14 protein-coding genes and 1 tRNA gene are annotated in these 17,009 nt (G+C 51.6%); 5 read left to right on the forward strand and 10 right to left on the reverse strand.

Going from position 1 to position 17,009, the window contains the following annotated elements:
- Positions 1-172: 172 nt before the first annotated feature.
- From H8Z83_RS06520 to H8Z83_RS06530, 3 genes are all read right to left on the reverse strand, one after another.
- Positions 173-1,363, reverse strand: a complete 1,191-nt coding sequence (locus H8Z83_RS06520; RefSeq protein WP_187014331.1) for an IS256 family transposase — start codon at positions 1,361-1,363, stop codon at positions 173-175.
- 534 nt (positions 1,364-1,897) lie between these two features.
- Positions 1,898-2,275, reverse strand: a complete 378-nt coding sequence (locus tag H8Z83_RS06525) for a type II toxin-antitoxin system death-on-curing family toxin (RefSeq protein WP_108979730.1) — start codon at positions 2,273-2,275, stop codon at positions 1,898-1,900.
- A complete protein-coding gene (locus H8Z83_RS06530; protein ID WP_108979731.1) occupies positions 2,272-2,523 on the reverse strand; it encodes a type II toxin-antitoxin system RelB/DinJ family antitoxin in 252 nt (83 codons plus the stop codon). Before H8Z83_RS06530 ends, H8Z83_RS06525 begins: the two co-directional genes overlap by 4 nt.
- A gap of 238 nt (positions 2,524-2,761) precedes the next feature.
- On the opposite strand from H8Z83_RS06530, the gene H8Z83_RS06535 reads away from it, so the two are divergent.
- Positions 2,762-3,175, forward strand: a complete 414-nt coding sequence (locus H8Z83_RS06535; protein WP_148341862.1) for a hypothetical protein — start codon at positions 2,762-2,764, stop codon at positions 3,173-3,175.
- Positions 3,176-3,255: 80 nt separating this feature from the next.
- Here H8Z83_RS06535 and H8Z83_RS06540 read toward each other — a convergent pair whose 3' ends face one another.
- From H8Z83_RS06540 to H8Z83_RS06570, 7 genes are all read right to left on the reverse strand, one after another.
- Positions 3,256-4,644, reverse strand: coding sequence for a serpin family protein (locus H8Z83_RS06540; RefSeq protein WP_108979733.1), 1,389 nt, complete (start codon positions 4,642-4,644; stop codon positions 3,256-3,258).
- A 14-nt stretch (positions 4,645-4,658) separates the two neighbouring features.
- On the reverse strand, positions 4,659-6,350 hold the full coding sequence (locus H8Z83_RS06545) for an immunoglobulin-like domain-containing protein (protein ID WP_187014332.1): 1,692 nt from the start codon (positions 6,348-6,350) through the stop codon (positions 4,659-4,661).
- Positions 6,351-6,604: 254 nt separating this feature from the next.
- Entirely contained in the window at positions 6,605-7,900 is a 1,296-nt protein-coding gene (locus H8Z83_RS06550; RefSeq protein WP_243184797.1) for a CCA tRNA nucleotidyltransferase, read from the reverse strand.
- 43 nt (positions 7,901-7,943) lie between these two features.
- Positions 7,944-8,699, reverse strand: a complete 756-nt coding sequence (locus H8Z83_RS06555; protein WP_119347830.1) for a nucleotidyltransferase domain-containing protein — start codon at positions 8,697-8,699, stop codon at positions 7,944-7,946.
- A 28-nt stretch (positions 8,700-8,727) separates the two neighbouring features.
- Positions 8,728-9,930 (reverse strand): RtcB family protein, encoded by a 1,203-nt coding sequence (locus H8Z83_RS06560; protein ID WP_147561599.1) that lies wholly within the window; start codon positions 9,928-9,930, stop codon positions 8,728-8,730.
- A 125-nt stretch (positions 9,931-10,055) separates the two neighbouring features.
- On the reverse strand, positions 10,056-11,516 hold the full coding sequence (locus H8Z83_RS06565; RefSeq protein ID WP_147561601.1) for a DUF2828 family protein: 1,461 nt from the start codon (positions 11,514-11,516) through the stop codon (positions 10,056-10,058).
- 346 nt (positions 11,517-11,862) lie between these two features.
- Positions 11,863-11,935 (reverse strand) — tRNA-OTHER (locus H8Z83_RS06570).
- A gap of 410 nt (positions 11,936-12,345) precedes the next feature.
- Here H8Z83_RS06570 and H8Z83_RS06575 point away from each other — a divergent pair.
- The 4 genes from H8Z83_RS06575 to H8Z83_RS06590 are packed head-to-tail and all read left to right on the forward strand — an operon-like array spanning position 12,346 to position 16,992.
- Positions 12,346-13,593, forward strand: a complete 1,248-nt coding sequence (locus H8Z83_RS06575; protein WP_147561603.1) for a WYL domain-containing protein — start codon at positions 12,346-12,348, stop codon at positions 13,591-13,593.
- Entirely contained in the window at positions 13,580-14,491 is a 912-nt protein-coding gene (locus tag H8Z83_RS06580) for a WYL domain-containing protein (RefSeq protein WP_119347311.1), read from the forward strand. The genes H8Z83_RS06575 and H8Z83_RS06580 overlap by 14 nt, the downstream gene beginning before the upstream one ends.
- A gap of 51 nt (positions 14,492-14,542) precedes the next feature.
- Positions 14,543-15,631 carry an ATP-binding protein gene (locus tag H8Z83_RS06585; RefSeq protein ID WP_147561606.1) on the forward strand — a complete coding sequence of 363 codons (1,089 nt, stop codon included), beginning with the start codon at positions 14,543-14,545 and terminating at the stop codon, positions 15,629-15,631.
- A complete protein-coding gene (locus tag H8Z83_RS06590) occupies positions 15,628-16,992 on the forward strand; it encodes a DUF2201 family putative metallopeptidase (protein ID WP_187014333.1) in 1,365 nt (454 codons plus the stop codon). The genes H8Z83_RS06585 and H8Z83_RS06590 overlap by 4 nt, the downstream gene beginning before the upstream one ends.
- Positions 16,993-17,009: the final 17 nt, after the last annotated feature.

Consider the following 17,009-nt stretch of genomic DNA (forward strand, 5'->3'; position numbering starts at 1 on the left):
TCAGATCAGCTGATCTGTTATCCGCTTCTGTCCAAGGGCGAAGTCAGATGGCAGAATAAATAATACGAAAATGCACGGAGAAAGCATAACGCAGAACAACAGGAGGACAATATCGAGATGGTGCCGTCAAGATTTATGCGCAAAATTGTTTGCAGGCTCCGGCTGAATGAAGTCAGCCGGCAATAGAGGCGTCGTCCAGAGCCGCCTCCAAGTGCTTCATGTTCATGTATTTCTTGTTGCCCCACTGGGTGCCCGCCACATGACGGAGCCGGGCACAGACCAGCATCAGGGCGGAATTTCCGTCAGGGAATGTCCCCACCACACGGGTGCGCCGGCGAATCTCACGGTACAGCCGCTCGATCACATTGTTGGTGCGGATGCGGGTCCAGTGTTCGCTGGGAAAGTCACAGTAGGTCAGCGTCTCCTCGATGCCGTCCTCGACCTTCTTGGCAGCCTCCTTCAGCTTCATGGCGCGCAGCTCGGTGACCACAGCCTTTGCCTTCTCGCGGGACGCCTTCTTACTCTCCTGGGCATGGATCGCCTTGAGCATTTTCGTCACAATTTTGACCTTGGATTTAGGCACAACAGAGAAAACGTTGCGGTAGAAATGCACCGTGCAGCGCTGGTATTTGGCGCCCGGGAACACCTCGCCCACGGCCTCCAGCATCCCCATGCACTTGTCGCCGACGACGAGCTTTACGCCGTCCAAGCCGCGTCCACGAAGCCATTGGAAGAAACTGACCCAGCTGGCCTTGTCCTCTTTCATCCCCTCAGCGGCACCTAAAACTTCACGAAAACCGTCCTCATTTACGGCGATTGCCACCAAAATGGCTACATTTTCGTACTCTCCGCCCCAGTTGCGGCGCAGGTAGATGCCGTCCACGTAGACGTATGGATAGTGCCCGCCCTGCAAGGGGCGATTCCGCCAATCCTCAATGTGGACGTAGGCTTTCTTGTTCAGCTCGCTGATGGTGGCGGGCGACACCTTGCTGCCCCACAGTGCCTCGGTGATGTCCTCCACACGGCGCACGGAGACGCCTGCCAGATACATCTCAATGAGCGCCTCCTCCACGCTGCTCTCCCGACGGCGGTAGCGCTCGATGATGGCTGTCTCAAAGGACACACCCTTGAGTCGGGGCATATGGAGCGTGACGTCGCCGGAAGTGGTAGTAAGGTTCCTGTCATAGTGGCCGCTGCGGTAACCCTGACGGGCCTCGCTGCGCTCATAGCGGGCCGCCTGCGTCAGGGACTCTGCTTCCTTCTCCAGCAGCTCGTTCAGGGCTTCCTCCACGCTGCCGCGGACCAATTCCTTGAGCTGCCCCTTGATAATTTCCTCATTCAGCTGTACAATTTTCTCGGACATAGTTTGCTGTCTCCTTTCAGAATGGTGTGTCGTGACTTCATTCTACCAGAGCCTGCAAGCTATGTCTTCTTTTATGCGATTTTCAATTTGCGCAACTTATTGTACATTATCTGTTAGGTTGATAATTGTGCAAGCACCGCCTGCACAATTTGTGCAACAAAAAAGAGGAGCCAGTCCAGACTCCTCAAAGGTACGTTATTTCAAAAAGTTGCTCTTGTGTTCCAGCGCGTGCAGATTATGATAGTCCTCATAAATAAGTCAATTTTGCAGATAAAATTAGCAACTCAGGAAAAAATGATTTGCTTGGAGAAATCGAAACGATAAGCTGAGATAATGGTTTCTCTTCTTTAGTGAGCCTATGAAATGACGAAATGTGGCTCGCCACATCAAACAGCCGATAAAATGACAAAACAACTCGGCCATGCAGCCAAAACACTCCGGCTATCCGACAAAACAGCCCGGCTTTTTTTCGTCAAATCAGGTCGGCTTTAACAAAAAGGTTGCCTCACATTATTGCGTGAGGCAACCTTTTCGTTATTCAATATGGTCGTTGATCCAATACCGAAGCTCCGTTTCGTCCTTTGTGCCATCCGCGATACCAATGAACATATCGGCCAGCTCATTCTGCTCCAATTGGAACTGATATCCATTCCATTTGAGTAGCAGTTGCGTGACCATGGCGCCAATTCGCTTATTGCCATCGATAAATGCGTGATTGGACGCTAACCCAAACCCAATACGAGCGATTTTCTCTATGTCAGTTGGAAAAAGATCTTCTCCTCCAAATGATTGAAGGGGTGCGGCAATAGCCGCTTCTAATCCAGCACGATCACGCAGACCATCAATGCCACCAGAAACTTGAATGATACGGCTATGAATCGCTACGACATCTTCTGCTGTAACCCAAATCATTCTGCCATCCTCTTATAGTCAGAAGCGAACTCGCTCAATAGTTGATCAGTGTCCGCCAGCATTTTTTCGCGGCTCACAGCTGTTACAGGCTCCTGAATCGTGACAGCAAAAGGCATGCCTTTTGCTCGAACAAAGGCATTGGCAAAAATATTAAAGGCAGTAGAAGTTGACATGCCCAGTGCATCACAGATGGCTGCCATTTGCGCTTTCACTTCAGAATCAATGCGAAAAGTCATGTTGGAATCCATGTTCAAGCCTCCTTTGCACTACAATAATACTACATAATATGTGCATTGTCAATCCGGTCGTTTCTTGATGATGGTCGGATGCGGCTGATCCAAAGGGAATTGATTATTCGACATAGTTCGATTATATCACAGAACGGCGACAACAGTGTGGCGCGGTTTTCCTTTTTTGCTCATTATGATCGATTTGTTGCATTTTCGACCGATAATCCGTAAGACTTACCAGAATGGAGGTATGTCTATGTATCCGCGCACGATTATTGACTCACTACCGGCAGTTCCTAACAGAGATCAACTCACGCATAAAGATCTACACGCACATTTCAGCACTGGTCAATCGATTCTTCTTTCTGGTTCTGGGAGAGATAAGAAGTACGGGTACCGCAATGGTATCCAGACGGATCTTGGAGACATCAGGAACGATGTCTGGCGCGATTTGGTGCGTGAGCTCATTGTCCGGAGCCACGAAGAAGACTTGTTCGATAAACTCCTGGAGTGGGAGAAGGAGCACACCTATTGGTTAAAGACGAAAGCAGAACTGGAGCATTACACGCTTGAGCTCTACGCTGCAAGGATCTTTGACAACCCGAAATGGGTTGACTATGAAGCTTTTGCCAAGCACTATGGCTACCAGCCGCAGTCCTATGAGGGGTAAACAACTCAATGCATCGGATATACATGAAAACGGCAATGCCACATTGTGGCACTGCCGTTTTCTTATTGCCTTTTTTCAGTTCACGGTCTATTGACTACGCCAACAAAGAGTGGAAGTCCATCTGCACCAGTAATGGCGAATAAGAACGGTCGATCCAATACGAAGTCCATTTCCTCTTCAGGTGGCGCCGCAGCACCAGCCATCATCATGACGGTATATGCCGCTGCGGTAACCCCCTCTTCATCGATGGCAACGCGGGCTGCATGGTCGGCTTTGGAAAGGAATATCTCTGCAACTTTCGAAGTCATGGGACTGAAATCGGCCACCGTGGCATCGAATACACCGGTAATACCCAGCGCATTCAGGCCATCACGCAGGTCAAGATCAGAGACAACATCAAATTTGGGAACGGACATATTCACGATCAGGTGCTTGCTGTTCTCCCAGTTTCCATTGCTGTTTAGGAACTCCATCGTTTGCTCATCGGCAAGCAGATCATCCATAGCCACGCCATCATCAGGCAGGAGGAACCACATTTTGCCGCTGCCCTCCAGGCTCAGAGCAACAGCGCCGAACTGATCTGCCCAGTAATAGGTGTTGCTGCCGCCCTTGTGCATGAAGTCGCACTCCACGGTCTCTCCATCAGCACTGAACAGATGGAACAGGCCCTTTTCCGTTCCGGCCTCATTGAACTCACTGTGCCACTTGGCTCGGTAGTAGATGGTAGAGGCCAAAGCCATAACGGTCTCGGGGTCCATCGACAGACCATCGGCCTGCGCTTCCAGCAGTCCTCCGGTCTGCTCATTGATCCAGTCCCGCAAGGCCTGATTAAATTCCTCGCTGCCCATCTCACCACGGAAGGAGGACGCATAGTAATTCTTTGCCAGACTGTCCATTGTGGACTGGTTGAAATTTACGGACTCATTCAGCCACAGGGAGTTTGCCAGAATGCTTGTCACGGCGCCGTCATTGCTGTAATTGGCGTTCCAAACACTGGCTGCCTGGGAGCGCAGAGCCTCAATGCTTTCACTTCCTAGAAGGTCAAGGATCTGCTGGCGGCTTTCACTGTCCGTCACCTCTGCCAGCATGGCGAGGGCCATGTAAACACTCAGAGGAGAGTATACCTTGTTCTCCCCGTTGGAATTGCTGAGAAACTCTCGGATTGAACTGGCGAAGAACGGTTCCAGACCGTCTGCATAGCCTTCCGGCTGACTGCGTTGGGCCTTTCTGTCCGACTGCCAGGCGTCATAGACCACATCAAAGCCATCGCTGTCAAACTCACCGGTCTTTTCATCAAAATACTCCATCTCGTTTGGGTAGGGAGCCATCTCCGGATAGCTAGCCAGTGCCAGAGCATAGGCCGATGCGGAGTTGTTTGGTTTCTTTTCGTCCATATTGGTATCTCCTGCGCAGCCTACCATAGAAATCAGGCAAGCCGCTGCGAGGCATAGCGCTACAATTCGTTTCATACTGCGTACCCTCCTTAGTCTACGATGGTGTCTGTGCAGATTACCTGCGTTATGATTTCCATAGCAGTCTCGCCGTAGCGTGACCACCAGCTATTTACACCCTGGGTCGTTGCCACAAAGTTGCCTTTGCTGGCAGGGTAACTGATAAAGTTCCAGATAGCACCGCCATCGTAGGTGCCCATGGAACCATTTCCAAATTCCTTCATTGACAATCCGGTGCCACAGACGCCGAATGTAGGCCAATATTGGAAATCGATCCATCCATCTTCACCAGCGGGTCGGAAACTGACGCCATAGCTCATGCCATCGGCACTGTATTCCTCAACCTTGTATTCCCAACCAGAAAGAAGCGGCACACTGACGCCAAATCCGCCGTGTTCGTAGGAAACATTACTTGTGTCAGCGGCGTCCACGAGATCAAAGCCTGCATAATAGGTTTTGGTGTCATAATCACCGGTACCCCGGAAATCCATAACCGATTTGCTGATCCGGTAGGAACCTGCGGGAAGCTCTCCGTACAGGCGGCTCCAATTCACTTCCCATTCTGTTTCCGCATTGTTAGGGATCATCCATGCTTCTGACGTCCAGGCAAGCTCATACTCCATAGGAAGCAGCTCGACCGCAACCCACTCGCCATCCTGCAGCATTTCGAGTCCGTAGTAACTGCCGGTCTGCAGCTCACCGGTTGGTTCTCCATCTTGCTGCGTACAAACAATGGTCAATCCAGACGGGGTAATATTCTTTGCAGTAAGCTTCACTCCCCAGGGATCCTGATAGGCGCTTATCGACGGAGTACGACTGATACCAACAAGACCGGATATTGCCGGAGTGCGTTCGCTCTGTTTTCCATTGATCCAAACCTTGTCGGTGGCCTTGATCACATCGCCCATCTGCACTTCAAGGAATAGATGCCACTGAGCCATATCCTCTGTTCCTGCCTCAGGGACCTTACGGTCAATCGTAATGTCCCACCCATCCAATGCACCGTTCTCAATACGGTGACGACGCACATCTGTAATCTCATGCCGAATTGATCCGCTGCCTTCCTGCAGTACGATCAGAACAAGATTCTGCCGTTCAAAATAGGCGTTATCGTATTTGTCGCAGGCATCCAAAAAGCCGATTGTGCTGTCGGAGTAGACTGTCTCTCTTCGTTCCAGACTATAAATGTCCTTGTATGCCTCGTAATAGGCTTCCAATTCCGCTCTGGAACTGATCACGGTGTGGTAAGGATAGCCATCTTCAGGTCCGCCATTGGTCCGGATGTACTGCGCCTCAAAAGCGTATGCTCCCGGTTCAGGCGTCACGGAATCTGGATCAGCTTCATTTCCTACAATGGTCCATCCGAGTTCCGTAAGCTCTTCTATGACCTGTTCCGGAATATCGGCCTGCGTACCGTCTTCCAATTTCACACACCAATACGCACCGGTCCTGCCTGGATAGGTTTCCGCAATCCCATCGTGGAAGATCAAAATCTTATCGCCGGTCCCCAAGCCAGAGAACAGACCTTCCTTATCCTTTCGGTTTCTCATGATAATGGGTGAGTTTCCATCGATGAACATATACGATCCGTTGTCCGCTACTAAGCAGCGTCCGACAGAGAAACTCATGGAGTGATTTATCATATACCAAAGGCCACCCGCACAAAGTAGCAGTATGACTCCTATCACACAGAGGGGAATAACCCATTTCTTTTTCTGTTTCATATCAGCAGCCTCCTTTTCATATCAGACATGAATCCCTTATTGATATAGACGCAAAAATAGGGAAAATGTTCCCTTGTGATGCGATTTAGAGAGTTGCCGGAACAAGTGAGTAGCATAATCGAAGTCAAAGGCAACCTCACGATCGTCACTTTGCTTCATCACTCATTATACGACCATCGACAAAACCCTACAACCCATCTAAGTTCCTGTGCATACCAAAACGGCAATACCTGCTTGGTATTGCCGTTTTGGTATTAACTCTTCAGCTGTCTATCCTTTGCAAAGGCCATCAGCGCCTCATGCTCGTTGGGGATCTGCTCATCCAAGACTGCATCCAGGCATTCCTGCAGCACACGGCCAATGGTCGGTCCCTGAAAGCCCAATGTCATCATATCATGTCCATTAACTGCCAAGTCCTTGAGTGTGAAGCAGCTCTCTTCCTGCAGGATCTCATTGATCATTTGCGATACTTCCTCAAAGATTGCGATCCGGTGTCTGCAGATGGGCGATTGACCAAGCGTATCTGCCTTGTGCAGCTCGATCAGTTGCCGGGTAGCATCCTCACCGTGCTTGCTCAAAAGCCGTTTGATTGGCTTCCTGTCGGCCGTGATGGGCATGTCATGATAGCGAACGAGTCTTACAATTTGTTCTTTGCTGGCGTTATCGAAGCGAAGTCTACTGAGGATACTCTCCGCCATTGAAGTACTCTGATCCGAGTGCCCGAAGAAGTGGCCAATGCCATCCTCGGCGAGCGAGAAACAGGAAGGCTTCCCAATGTCATGCAGCAGGGCTGCCCAACGAAGCACCGGTTCAGGGGTGATACTTTCAATGACCGCGATGGTATGGCCCCAGACATCCTTGTCATGATGTGGATTATGCTGCGGAAAGCCAAACATGGGTGTGAGCTCCGGGATCGGGACGGCCAGCACATCGGCGAAGTCCCGCAGAACACCTGCCGCGCCCTGAGCGCAGAGCATTTTGGTAAGCTCAACCAGAATGCGCTCCGCAGCGATACCTTTGAGCAAGTGCTTGTTCCTGTGGATGGCCGCTGCCGTGGCAGCTTCGATCGTCATGCCATACACGGAGGCGAAGCGAAGGGCTCTGAGCATTCTCAGGCCATCTTCCTGGAATCTCCGATCTGGATCTCCCACGCAGCGGACAAGGTCGCCGGCAATGTCCGCCTTGCCTCCTACGAAGTCAACAACACCTGTCCTGGGGTTGTAGGCCAGAGCGTTCATGGTGAAGTCCCGGCGCTCAAGATCGTCCTTCAGGCTGCGGGTAAAGCTGACTGAGTCCGGATGCCGATGGTCGGAGTAGTCCCCGTCAATGCGATAGGTCGTGATTTCTAGAGGCTCTTGGTCAATCACAACAGTTACAGTCCCATGCTTCAAGCCAGTCTCAATCAGGTGGTAGCCTGTAAAGATCTCCTCCACCTGCTCTGGGAGCGCGTTGGTGGTGATGTCCCAATCCTTCGCAGGACTGTTGTCACGCACATAATCACGCACTGCGCCACCAACAAGGTACGCCTCATAGCCGGCCGCTTCAAGCATCTCAAATGCTGTATTCACTTGTGGTGGCAATTTCATCATAAGATCACATCTCCAGTGCGGCGAGGAACAGCGCATTGAGTTCCTCCCAGTCCTTCGTGATTTCTCTCGGATACTGCTCCACCAGAGCACGCACCTCTGCAATGCTCCGATCCATGTAAGCGTTGAGGATATCGATTCTCGGGATCATCTTCACCTCAGGGGAGTTCATCTTCAGATCAAGCAGCTTCGCAACGGTTTTCTCCAGGTAGTCCGGAAGCTGGCTCGCCGCCAGTTCAGAAAAGAGCATTGGGGGCGGAGTACCTTTTTCAAGGATCCACCGGCAAGCAAGGATTGGCCGCAGTACATAGAAGTACTTCTTGGCCTTCACCATGTCGCCGCGCAGGTATTCTCGATAGTTTCCTTCCGCCATCTGCAGATAGTGCCAAAGGCCACTCTTGGACGAGAAGTAGCGCCGCATGACGGGCTTAAACGCCTCAGTGAAGTCAGTGGTCTGATACACGATGGGAGAGGAAAACCACTCAAATACGGTGGGGTTGGATTTATGGAGCAACTTCAGTGTCTTGTCCACATCCCAACCGTTGATGTCCAGAACACCATTGATGGGAAGCTCGATCACATCACGGACCCGGTTGAGCCTGAGATAGCTCTCTCTGGGGCGCACATAAATGAAGCGCACATCATAGTCGCTGTCCGGAGAAGCAAAGCCCCAAGCACGGCTACCGGACTCCACGGCCAAAAGGATGCGGCAGTTCTCCCGCTGCTCGATTTCATGAAGCTTTTCTTTGATCAATGCTTCCACGGTCAACACCGCCTTTCATCATTGTATTTCAGTCTGCTGCCTTAAAGTTATAGACAGGACGGATCCGCTCAATAATCTCCGCAGTAGGGCCGATTTGAGCGACGATCTCCTCCATGCTCTTATAGGCCATGGGAGACTCGTCCAGCGTGTCGGGCACAACACAGGTGGTGTAGATACCCTCCATTTCCTTCTGGAACTCCTCCATGGACAGAGCATTGAAGGCCGCCTTGCGGCTCATCAGCCGACCGGCGCCATGAGGTGCGGAGCAATTCCAATCCTCGTTGCCCTTGCCGCTGCAGATCAGGCTACCGTCACGCATGTTGATGGGGATCAGCAGCTTCTCGCCGGCCTTGGCGGAGACAGAGCCCTTACGCAGGATCATGGCGTCCGTATCAATATAGTTGTGGATGGTGGTGAAGGTCTCCACCGCCGTGAAGCCCATGCCAGTCATGATAACATCCACCATGGCCTTGCGGTTGAGCATGGCGAACTGCTGTGTCAGCTTCATATCGTGGATATAGTCCTCGAACAGCTTACCCTCCACATAGGCCAGATCTTTGGGGATATTCAGCTCGTGCTCCTTCTTGAGCGCCTTGATGGTCTTCTGGATCTCCTGGAACCGGCCCTCGGCCTTCAGCTGGTCAATGGCGGCTTGAACTTGATACTGGGCGCCGCCCCAAAGGGCACGCCGACCCTCATTCTGGTAGTGCTCAGCCACCTCGGTGCCCAGATGACGGCTGCCAGAGTGGACCACCAGGAACAACCGGCCATCCTCCGCGCGATCCACCTCAATGAAGTGGTTGCCGCCACCCAAAGAGCCGATGCTGCGCATGGCCCGGTTGAGATTGACTTGATCTGTGCAGCGGAGGTGAGTCAGATCGATCTCAGCGTTCAGTGCATGAGGAATGTCTCGAACCTCACGGCCATAGGGGATCTCCCTGCGGATTAGGGCGTCCAGCTTCTCAAAGTCGACCTCCCGCTCATGAAGCTCAACAGTCTCCATACCGCAGCCGATATCGACGCCAACCATACCGGGCACGATCTTGTCCTGGATGGTCATGGTGGTACCGATGGTACAGCCCTTGCCAGCGTGGACATCGGGCATGATCCGGATCTTGCAGCCGGCAAACTCGGCCTGATTGCAAACGGTCTGGATCTGCTTGCAGGCTGCCTCCTCCAACTCGGGGGTGTAACAGACCGCAGTATTATATAAACCTTGAATCGTAATCATAACGATCTCCCTTTCCTTCATACTCTTTATTTTACGGTTCATCTCTGCCAACAGCAACACTTTTGTTGGGAAAGAAAAAGCAGGAGGCGATAACATACCTGCTATCACCTCCTGCGTCAGCTCTATTATGCCACGATCGCCGCGTAACGCTCGGAACCCAGAACATCCATCATGAAGGCATAGGGGGAAAGAATGCCGGCTTTCAGCATGGAGAAGATTCGGGGATTACAGCCGGATACCAGCGCAACGCCCTGGTCGTTGATCTTGACGGGCTGCTGCTGATTACGGCTTGCCACATTCCAGAACATCACCTCGGGCAGCTGGTAGCCATGTTCCTCGAAGAGCCGCTGCGCATACTCGAAGTTGGTCAAGGAGCAATCTTCAGTACAGTAGTCGAACTCCATATCGGAGATAATGAAGATCTTGGCAGGCATATCCTTCTGGGGCACACGGTTCTTCACGGCAGTCTTGAGGATCAACTCAAACACACGCTGGATATTGGTGTTGGCGACCTCGTTGAACTGGTGACAGTACCGCACCTTTTCGTAGATATCCTTGCCCTTAATCTCCACCAGCTTGGGATTCTCAGAGAATGTGATGAAGTGGTTTTGGAATGCGCCGGTGTTGCGCTCGGCATAGTAGATACCAAGAGACAGCGCTACAGTGGCGGGGATGGGATCAGCACCACCGTACATGGAGCCGGAGCCATCAATGACGACCAGAGCGTTCTCACCGCCAGTGAAATCCTCCTGTGTCTTCCATGTTGCGTCAATGGCCTTGCGCTCCTGATCGGAGATATCGCCGCGACCGAAGAAGGGCTTGATCATCTCATAGGGCGTCAGGGTGCCAGTGTGGAGCTGCTCCGTACCCTCGGCGACACGGCTCATGAATTCATCATAGCGGTCTCCATCATTTCGCATGAAGGCCTTACGATACTTGAACATGGCCTTGGAGGGCTGCTTGGAGTAATCGAAGGTGTAGTCTTTTTCGCGCAGGTTGTTCTCGATGATGCTGATCTTGGTGCGCAGGGCGCTCAGCGTTTTGCGGTACTGGGCGTCGTTCATTCCCAGTGATCGGGCAATTTGTTTTGCCTGCCGGATCGCATCCTCGTTGGAGGCATTGACGGAAGGAAGCCACTTGGCCAGCAGCGACACGGACTCGCCAGCCTCCAGAGCGGCACAGTCGGCTGCCAGCTGCTTTTTGATCAGATGCAGCACCTTGCCTTCGCATGTGGTGCCCATCAGGACCAGCAGGTCATCGTAGCGTCCATACTCTGCAATGTACTGGATGTTCTTCTCCAGGGATCGCGGCTCGTTGTTGGCCAGCCACTTCAGAATGGTACGGAAGACACGGCGCTCGCCGATACCGCCACGAATATCTCTCGCAAAGAACAGGGTCTTCATGGCCAGATCAGCGTCTTCGGCATAGGCGCGGAGGAAGCGATTCGTGATCTCCTCGTCACGCTCTCTGCGCAGGGCGCCGATCGTAGCGAACAGATCCAGACATTCAGACTGGGTGGAACGATATGTAACTGCGCCATTTTCCGTATGGGTCATATTTGCTTCTTTCTTTAGAAACTTCAGCATGGAAATCACTCCTCCGTGATGAATTGGTTATACAAGGCACCATCAGGGATTTGAACCCGAAAGTACGATTTCTAGTCGTAGTTGTTACCAAGAATTGCTGTTGGTGCCTTTCACAAGATGCCTGACATATCGCAAGTCCTAAGCCGCCAGTTGACCGGCGCCCTGACCTCTGCATCGGATCGGATTCAAGACCGTTGGGTGTTGCTGTGGGCATCTTTATTGATAAAACAAGGCACCATGTGAAGTGGGAATCGAACCCACGAACGACGGGTATGAACCGCCTGCTATAACCATCTTAGCTATTCGATCTTTGCTGTTGGTGCCTTTTTGTCTAAGGAGTGAATACATCATCCGGGTGGGGCTCGAACCCACGACACAGAGATTGGGGTCTCCCGTTCTACCATCTGAACTTCCGGAGATGTATTCGACAAGACGCTGTCCTTTATCATCATAAAGGGGGGCTCACCCTTTGTCGGCCTGCCCCGAAAGCAGGTGCTCCTTCGTTGAGCTAATGTTAATAGATAATGCTGTTAGCGTCTTTTACAAAGCGCATTCTTTATTCCGGAGAGGTTACTACGCCAGACCAGAACAGCGTCTATGATTAAAAGTCATATGCATGGGTTTGCTGTATGCGCTTTTCGTGATTTAAGAATACTGCCTGTTCAGAGGAAAAACACGGAAAAAAAGTTGCGAACTCAAGAGCAACTACCTAATAGTCTGCGAAAAATTGGTTCAAACCCATTCCAGACCGCAGTTGGCAAGGAGCTGTCCTTTCATTTGGACACCTCCTGTGGTAAAATGAGGCCATAAACTGCAGGAGGTGGATTTCGTGGCATATAGTGAGTTGGTCAAGAGTTTTGAGCGTATCCGGAGCTACATGCGCGAATTCTATGTCTATGGGTTTAAGAGTCGGGAAGAGTACAGCATCAAGAGTGCCCGCAGCTACGATAATGAGCGGCGAAGAATTGAGAGTTGGATCGGCGACTTTATGTCCTTCCATCAGGACACATCCGGCAAGAATGTATTCCTCTCGGTTGACAGCAGACGGATCCCACACAACCCGCTCCACAAGGCTTTTAAAGCCAAAAGCTTTACCGATAAGGACATCACCCTCCACTTCTATGTGATGGACCTGCTGGCCGATGGCAGCGCGCTTTCTTCCAGAGAGATTGTCGATTGCATCAATGATGACTATCTCTCTCATTTCAGCGGCGCCTTCTCTCCAGACGAATCCACCGTGCGGAAAAAGCTCAAGGAATATGAGGCGCTTGGTCTGCTAAGCTCCGAGAAATGCGGTCGTGAGGTACTCTACCGGAGAACGGATGATAACACCGTTGATTTGAATACCTGGGCAGACGCCCTATCCTTTTTCTCCGAGGAGGATCCACTCGGGGTGATTGGCTCCTTCTTGATCGATAAATTGGAAAAACCTTCTGATAGCTTCCGATTCAAACATCACTACATGCTCCACGCCCTGGACAGTGATGTCCTCTGTGATCTGTTGGCGGCAATCGATGAAAAAAGAGCTGCGGAACTGACCGTCAAGAGCCTGCGGAGTGGCCGCGACTATCAAAGGACGGTTTGTCCTCTGAAGATCTATGTCAGCACCCAGTCCGGGCGCCAGTATCTGCTTGGCTACCATTACCGGGGGCGGCACTTATCTTTCTTCCGGTTGGATGCCATCAAAAAGGTCACGATTGGGAATGTCGAGAAACACTACAGCAAGTACTTAGGGTACCAGGAGAAGTTTGACCAGCACCTTTGGGGTGTCTCAACGGGTCCCGACCATAATTTGGATCATATTGAAATGACGGTCCATTTTGACCCGGGCGAGGAATTCGTGCTGCACCGCCTGGAGCGCGAGAAGCGCCATGGTACAGTCGAACTATTGGACTCACAGACTTGCAGGTTTTCAGCCGATGTCTATGATGCCTCAGAGATACTGCCCTGGCTGCGCACCTTCATCGGCCGCATTGTAGATCTCAAATGCTCCAGCCAGTATGTTTTGGATATGTTCCAAGAAGATTTGGCTCGGATGGACGCTCTGTACGGAGGTGGCAACGATGTTATTCAGTGAGATCTACGGAAGCTATTTCAATGTCGTCGCAGCTGTCCTTTCCGAAGCATCCGATGGGAAGTTGACAGATCGAAGAATGACCGAGCTTGTCCGGGAAAAGGCTTTTGCGGAAAGCGCGCTTGCAATTCCGGCAGCGCTGAAATCCGGAACCTGGCCTTTACTCGATCAGGAGTATCATTCCATACTTCACCACAAGCCAACCATGCCTTTGACAATGCTCCAAAAGAGATGGCTCAAAGCGCTGCTGTCTGATCCCAGAATCGCTCTGTTTGATCCGGACACGACCGGGCTGGAAGATGTTGATCCGCTGTATGCTCAGGACACCTTCATTCTCTTTGACCAGTACGCGGACGGAGATCCGTATGGGGATCCCGCCTACATAGCTTGCTTCCAAACAGCACTGAAGGCAATTCGAAAGAAGAGAAAACTGCGTATCCGGTTCCGTGGCCATACCGGCGCCCGCCATTCGATCGAGTGTATACCTTACCGCCTGGAATATTCCGCCAAGGACGATAAGTTCAGGTTACTGGCAACCGGCAAGCGACGGCTCAACACGATCAATATGGCTCGTGTGCGTTCATGCGAGTTGCTGGATGCCTATGATCCCAAATCCATCACGCTGCCTCAGGAAAATTCCGAAGAGCTTGTAATGCTGCTTCATGACGAGCGCAACGGGCTGGAACGTGTGCTGCTACACTTCTCCCATTTTGAAAAAGAGACTCAGAAGTTGGCCGATCGGCTCTATCAGATCAGGCTCCGTTACGACAAGGACGATGAGACCGAGCTGCTTATTAGGGTGCTGTCCTTCGGCCCGGTGCTGGAAGTCATTGAACCAAGCGCTTTTGTCACGCTGATGAGAAAGCGGATTGCCGTTCAGAAACAGCGCTTCTGCCAATAATTCTCCTAAGCACAGAAAAACCCATCATTCGTCAGAAAGGCTGCACGAGAAATGATTGATAACGAAACCAATTTGACCTTACTGAATGTGAATCAGATTGTGAGCCTATTGTCCAGGGCCTATATCAAGCTCATCAAAAACGGTACCCCACTAAAATCTTTTCCCTCCGTGATGCTGTGGGGGCCTCCGGGTATCGGCAAATCCCAGGGTGTTCGTGAGATAGCGGGCAACATCCAGGCTAAGACCGGAAAAAAGGTTTCCATCACAGATGTACGCCTGTTGCTATTCAACCCGGTAGATCTCAGAGGCATCCCGACGACCAACGCGGATAAAACCCTATCGGTGTGGCTGAAGCCTCAGATTTTCCAGATGGATGAAAGTGAAGATGTGATTAACATCCTCTTCCTAGACGAGATTACCGCCGCACCGCAGTCGGTGCAGGCCGCTGCCTATCAGATCACGCTGGATCGCGTTATTGGTGAGCATAAGCTGCCGGAGAACTGTATCGTCATTGCCGCTGGCAACCGCGTTACCGATAAATCCGTTGCCTATAATATGCCACGCGCATTAGCCAACCGTCTCTTGCACATTACTGTGAAGGGCGATCCTGACTCCTGGCACGACTGGGCTGTCAAATCAGGCATTCACCGCTTTGTCACCAGTTTTCTGGAGTATAACCCAACCGCTCTCATGCGCTCCGATAGCCCTGAATCCACCTTGGCTTTTCCAACACCTCGTTCCTGGGAGATGGTCAGCAACATCCTTACCAATATCTCAGAAAACATGGACGCAATTCAGCCTTTGATATCCGGCTGTATCGGGGCAAGCGTAACTTACAATTTTGCGAAATGGTGCACTCTGTTTTCAAACCAGCCTTCAATCGAAGACATCTTCGCCGGAAAAAAGACTGCTGTTGAGAAGTCTCCGGAAATGCAGGAGGCCCTTAGGGCTGAGATGGTCGCCTATGCGCGTCAGCATCCGGAAAAGGAGCTCATCAACAACTCTATAGTATTCGCTTGTGATCTTCCTTGGACTTTCCGCACCAACCTCCTCCATGATTATCAGCTCATCCCTAAGCTCCGCCCCATTCTTGCAGAAAACGCAATATACCTGGATGCGGTTAAGGCAGGCATGAAATGACTGATAAGCGAATCAATAAGCTCAAAAGAAAACTCCAGGAGGCCCGGTATCGGCTTCTGACACGGGAGCCGGAGTTGGCGGCGCCGCTGGTAGAGATGTTGTTTGTCACCAATGTGGATGTGCGCCGGATGTCAACAAACGGGAGTTGCATCTACTTTGACGCGAGCTGGTTGGAAAAGCTCGACGACAACAGCTTGGATTTTGCGCTCTGCCACCAGCTCATGCATATCCGGTTAGGGCATCTCTCACGCCCGCAGTTTTATAAAGGTGACCGTTTTCACTTTGCCTGCAATATCGTTGTCAACTCCTCGCTTATCCGGTATGACTTCACGGATGACAAGCTCCCTGGAATCGGCGAGATCCACCATGAGACTTTTTATCCCAAAGTTGAAGGCTGCGAGTTGACGCCTTACGAGGCATTTCAGATGACACCTTTGGATCCTTCCACGTTGAGTGATGCGCAGCGCCGCAATCTCCTGCTGGATTCAGATGAGTGGTGGGATAGGCCAAACGCCCGCACCGAGGATGGGGTCCTGATTCTCAGCCCGGATGACCCTGATCCCGATGATCTAATTCCATCTGAGCGCATTCGAGGAATCATCGAGCGAGTGTGCAAAGGGTTCCGCAAGCAGGAGATGCCTGAAGTATATCGCCCGGAAGCAGATGATGATGAACTGGACGATCTCATCTTCGAGTATACAACACGCCCGAGTGCGAATCTCAAAGAGGCAATTCGGGAAATCCGGGGTTCAAAGGACCGCGATGCAGAAAACTATGACAGCAGCACCCTTTGTGAGCGCGTCCTTCACCGATCGAAAATCACGACTCACGATTGGCAATCTCTCTTGAACCACTTTATCATGGACGAAACAAGGGACTACAGCTTTACCCCTCCCGATCGCAGGCTGCAGGACCTGGACTTCTTTCTGCCGGATTACAACGAGTCTGAAACGCCCAGGCTCAATGTTTTGTTCATGGTTGATATCTCTGCCTCTTTGAAAGATCAGGAAGTGGCCATGGCCGCTGCCGAGATCTGCGCAGCTATTGAGCAATTCGGCGGGATGCTTAGCGGCTCCATCGGTTTCTTTGATTCGGAAGTCCGACGGGTAGTTCCCATTACCAGTGCGGAAAACCTGCTACAACTGAAGCCATATAGCGGAGGCGGGACAAGTTTCCAGTGCATTTTTGATTATGTTCGGGAACATATGTCTGACAATGTTCCTTCAGAAATCGTCATCATGACAGATGGGAAAAGCGATTTCCCGGAATATAAGGCCTCATCCGGCATACCTGTGCTCTGGCTGCTCACCAATAACCGTGTTAGGATCCCCTGGGGGCAGGCGGCGTACTTCCGAAAATAGGAGGTATTTGTGCATAC

The organism is Dysosmobacter segnis (assembly GCF_014297285.1).
Taxonomy (GTDB): Bacteria; Bacillota; Clostridia; order Oscillospirales; family Oscillospiraceae; genus Oscillibacter; species Oscillibacter segnis.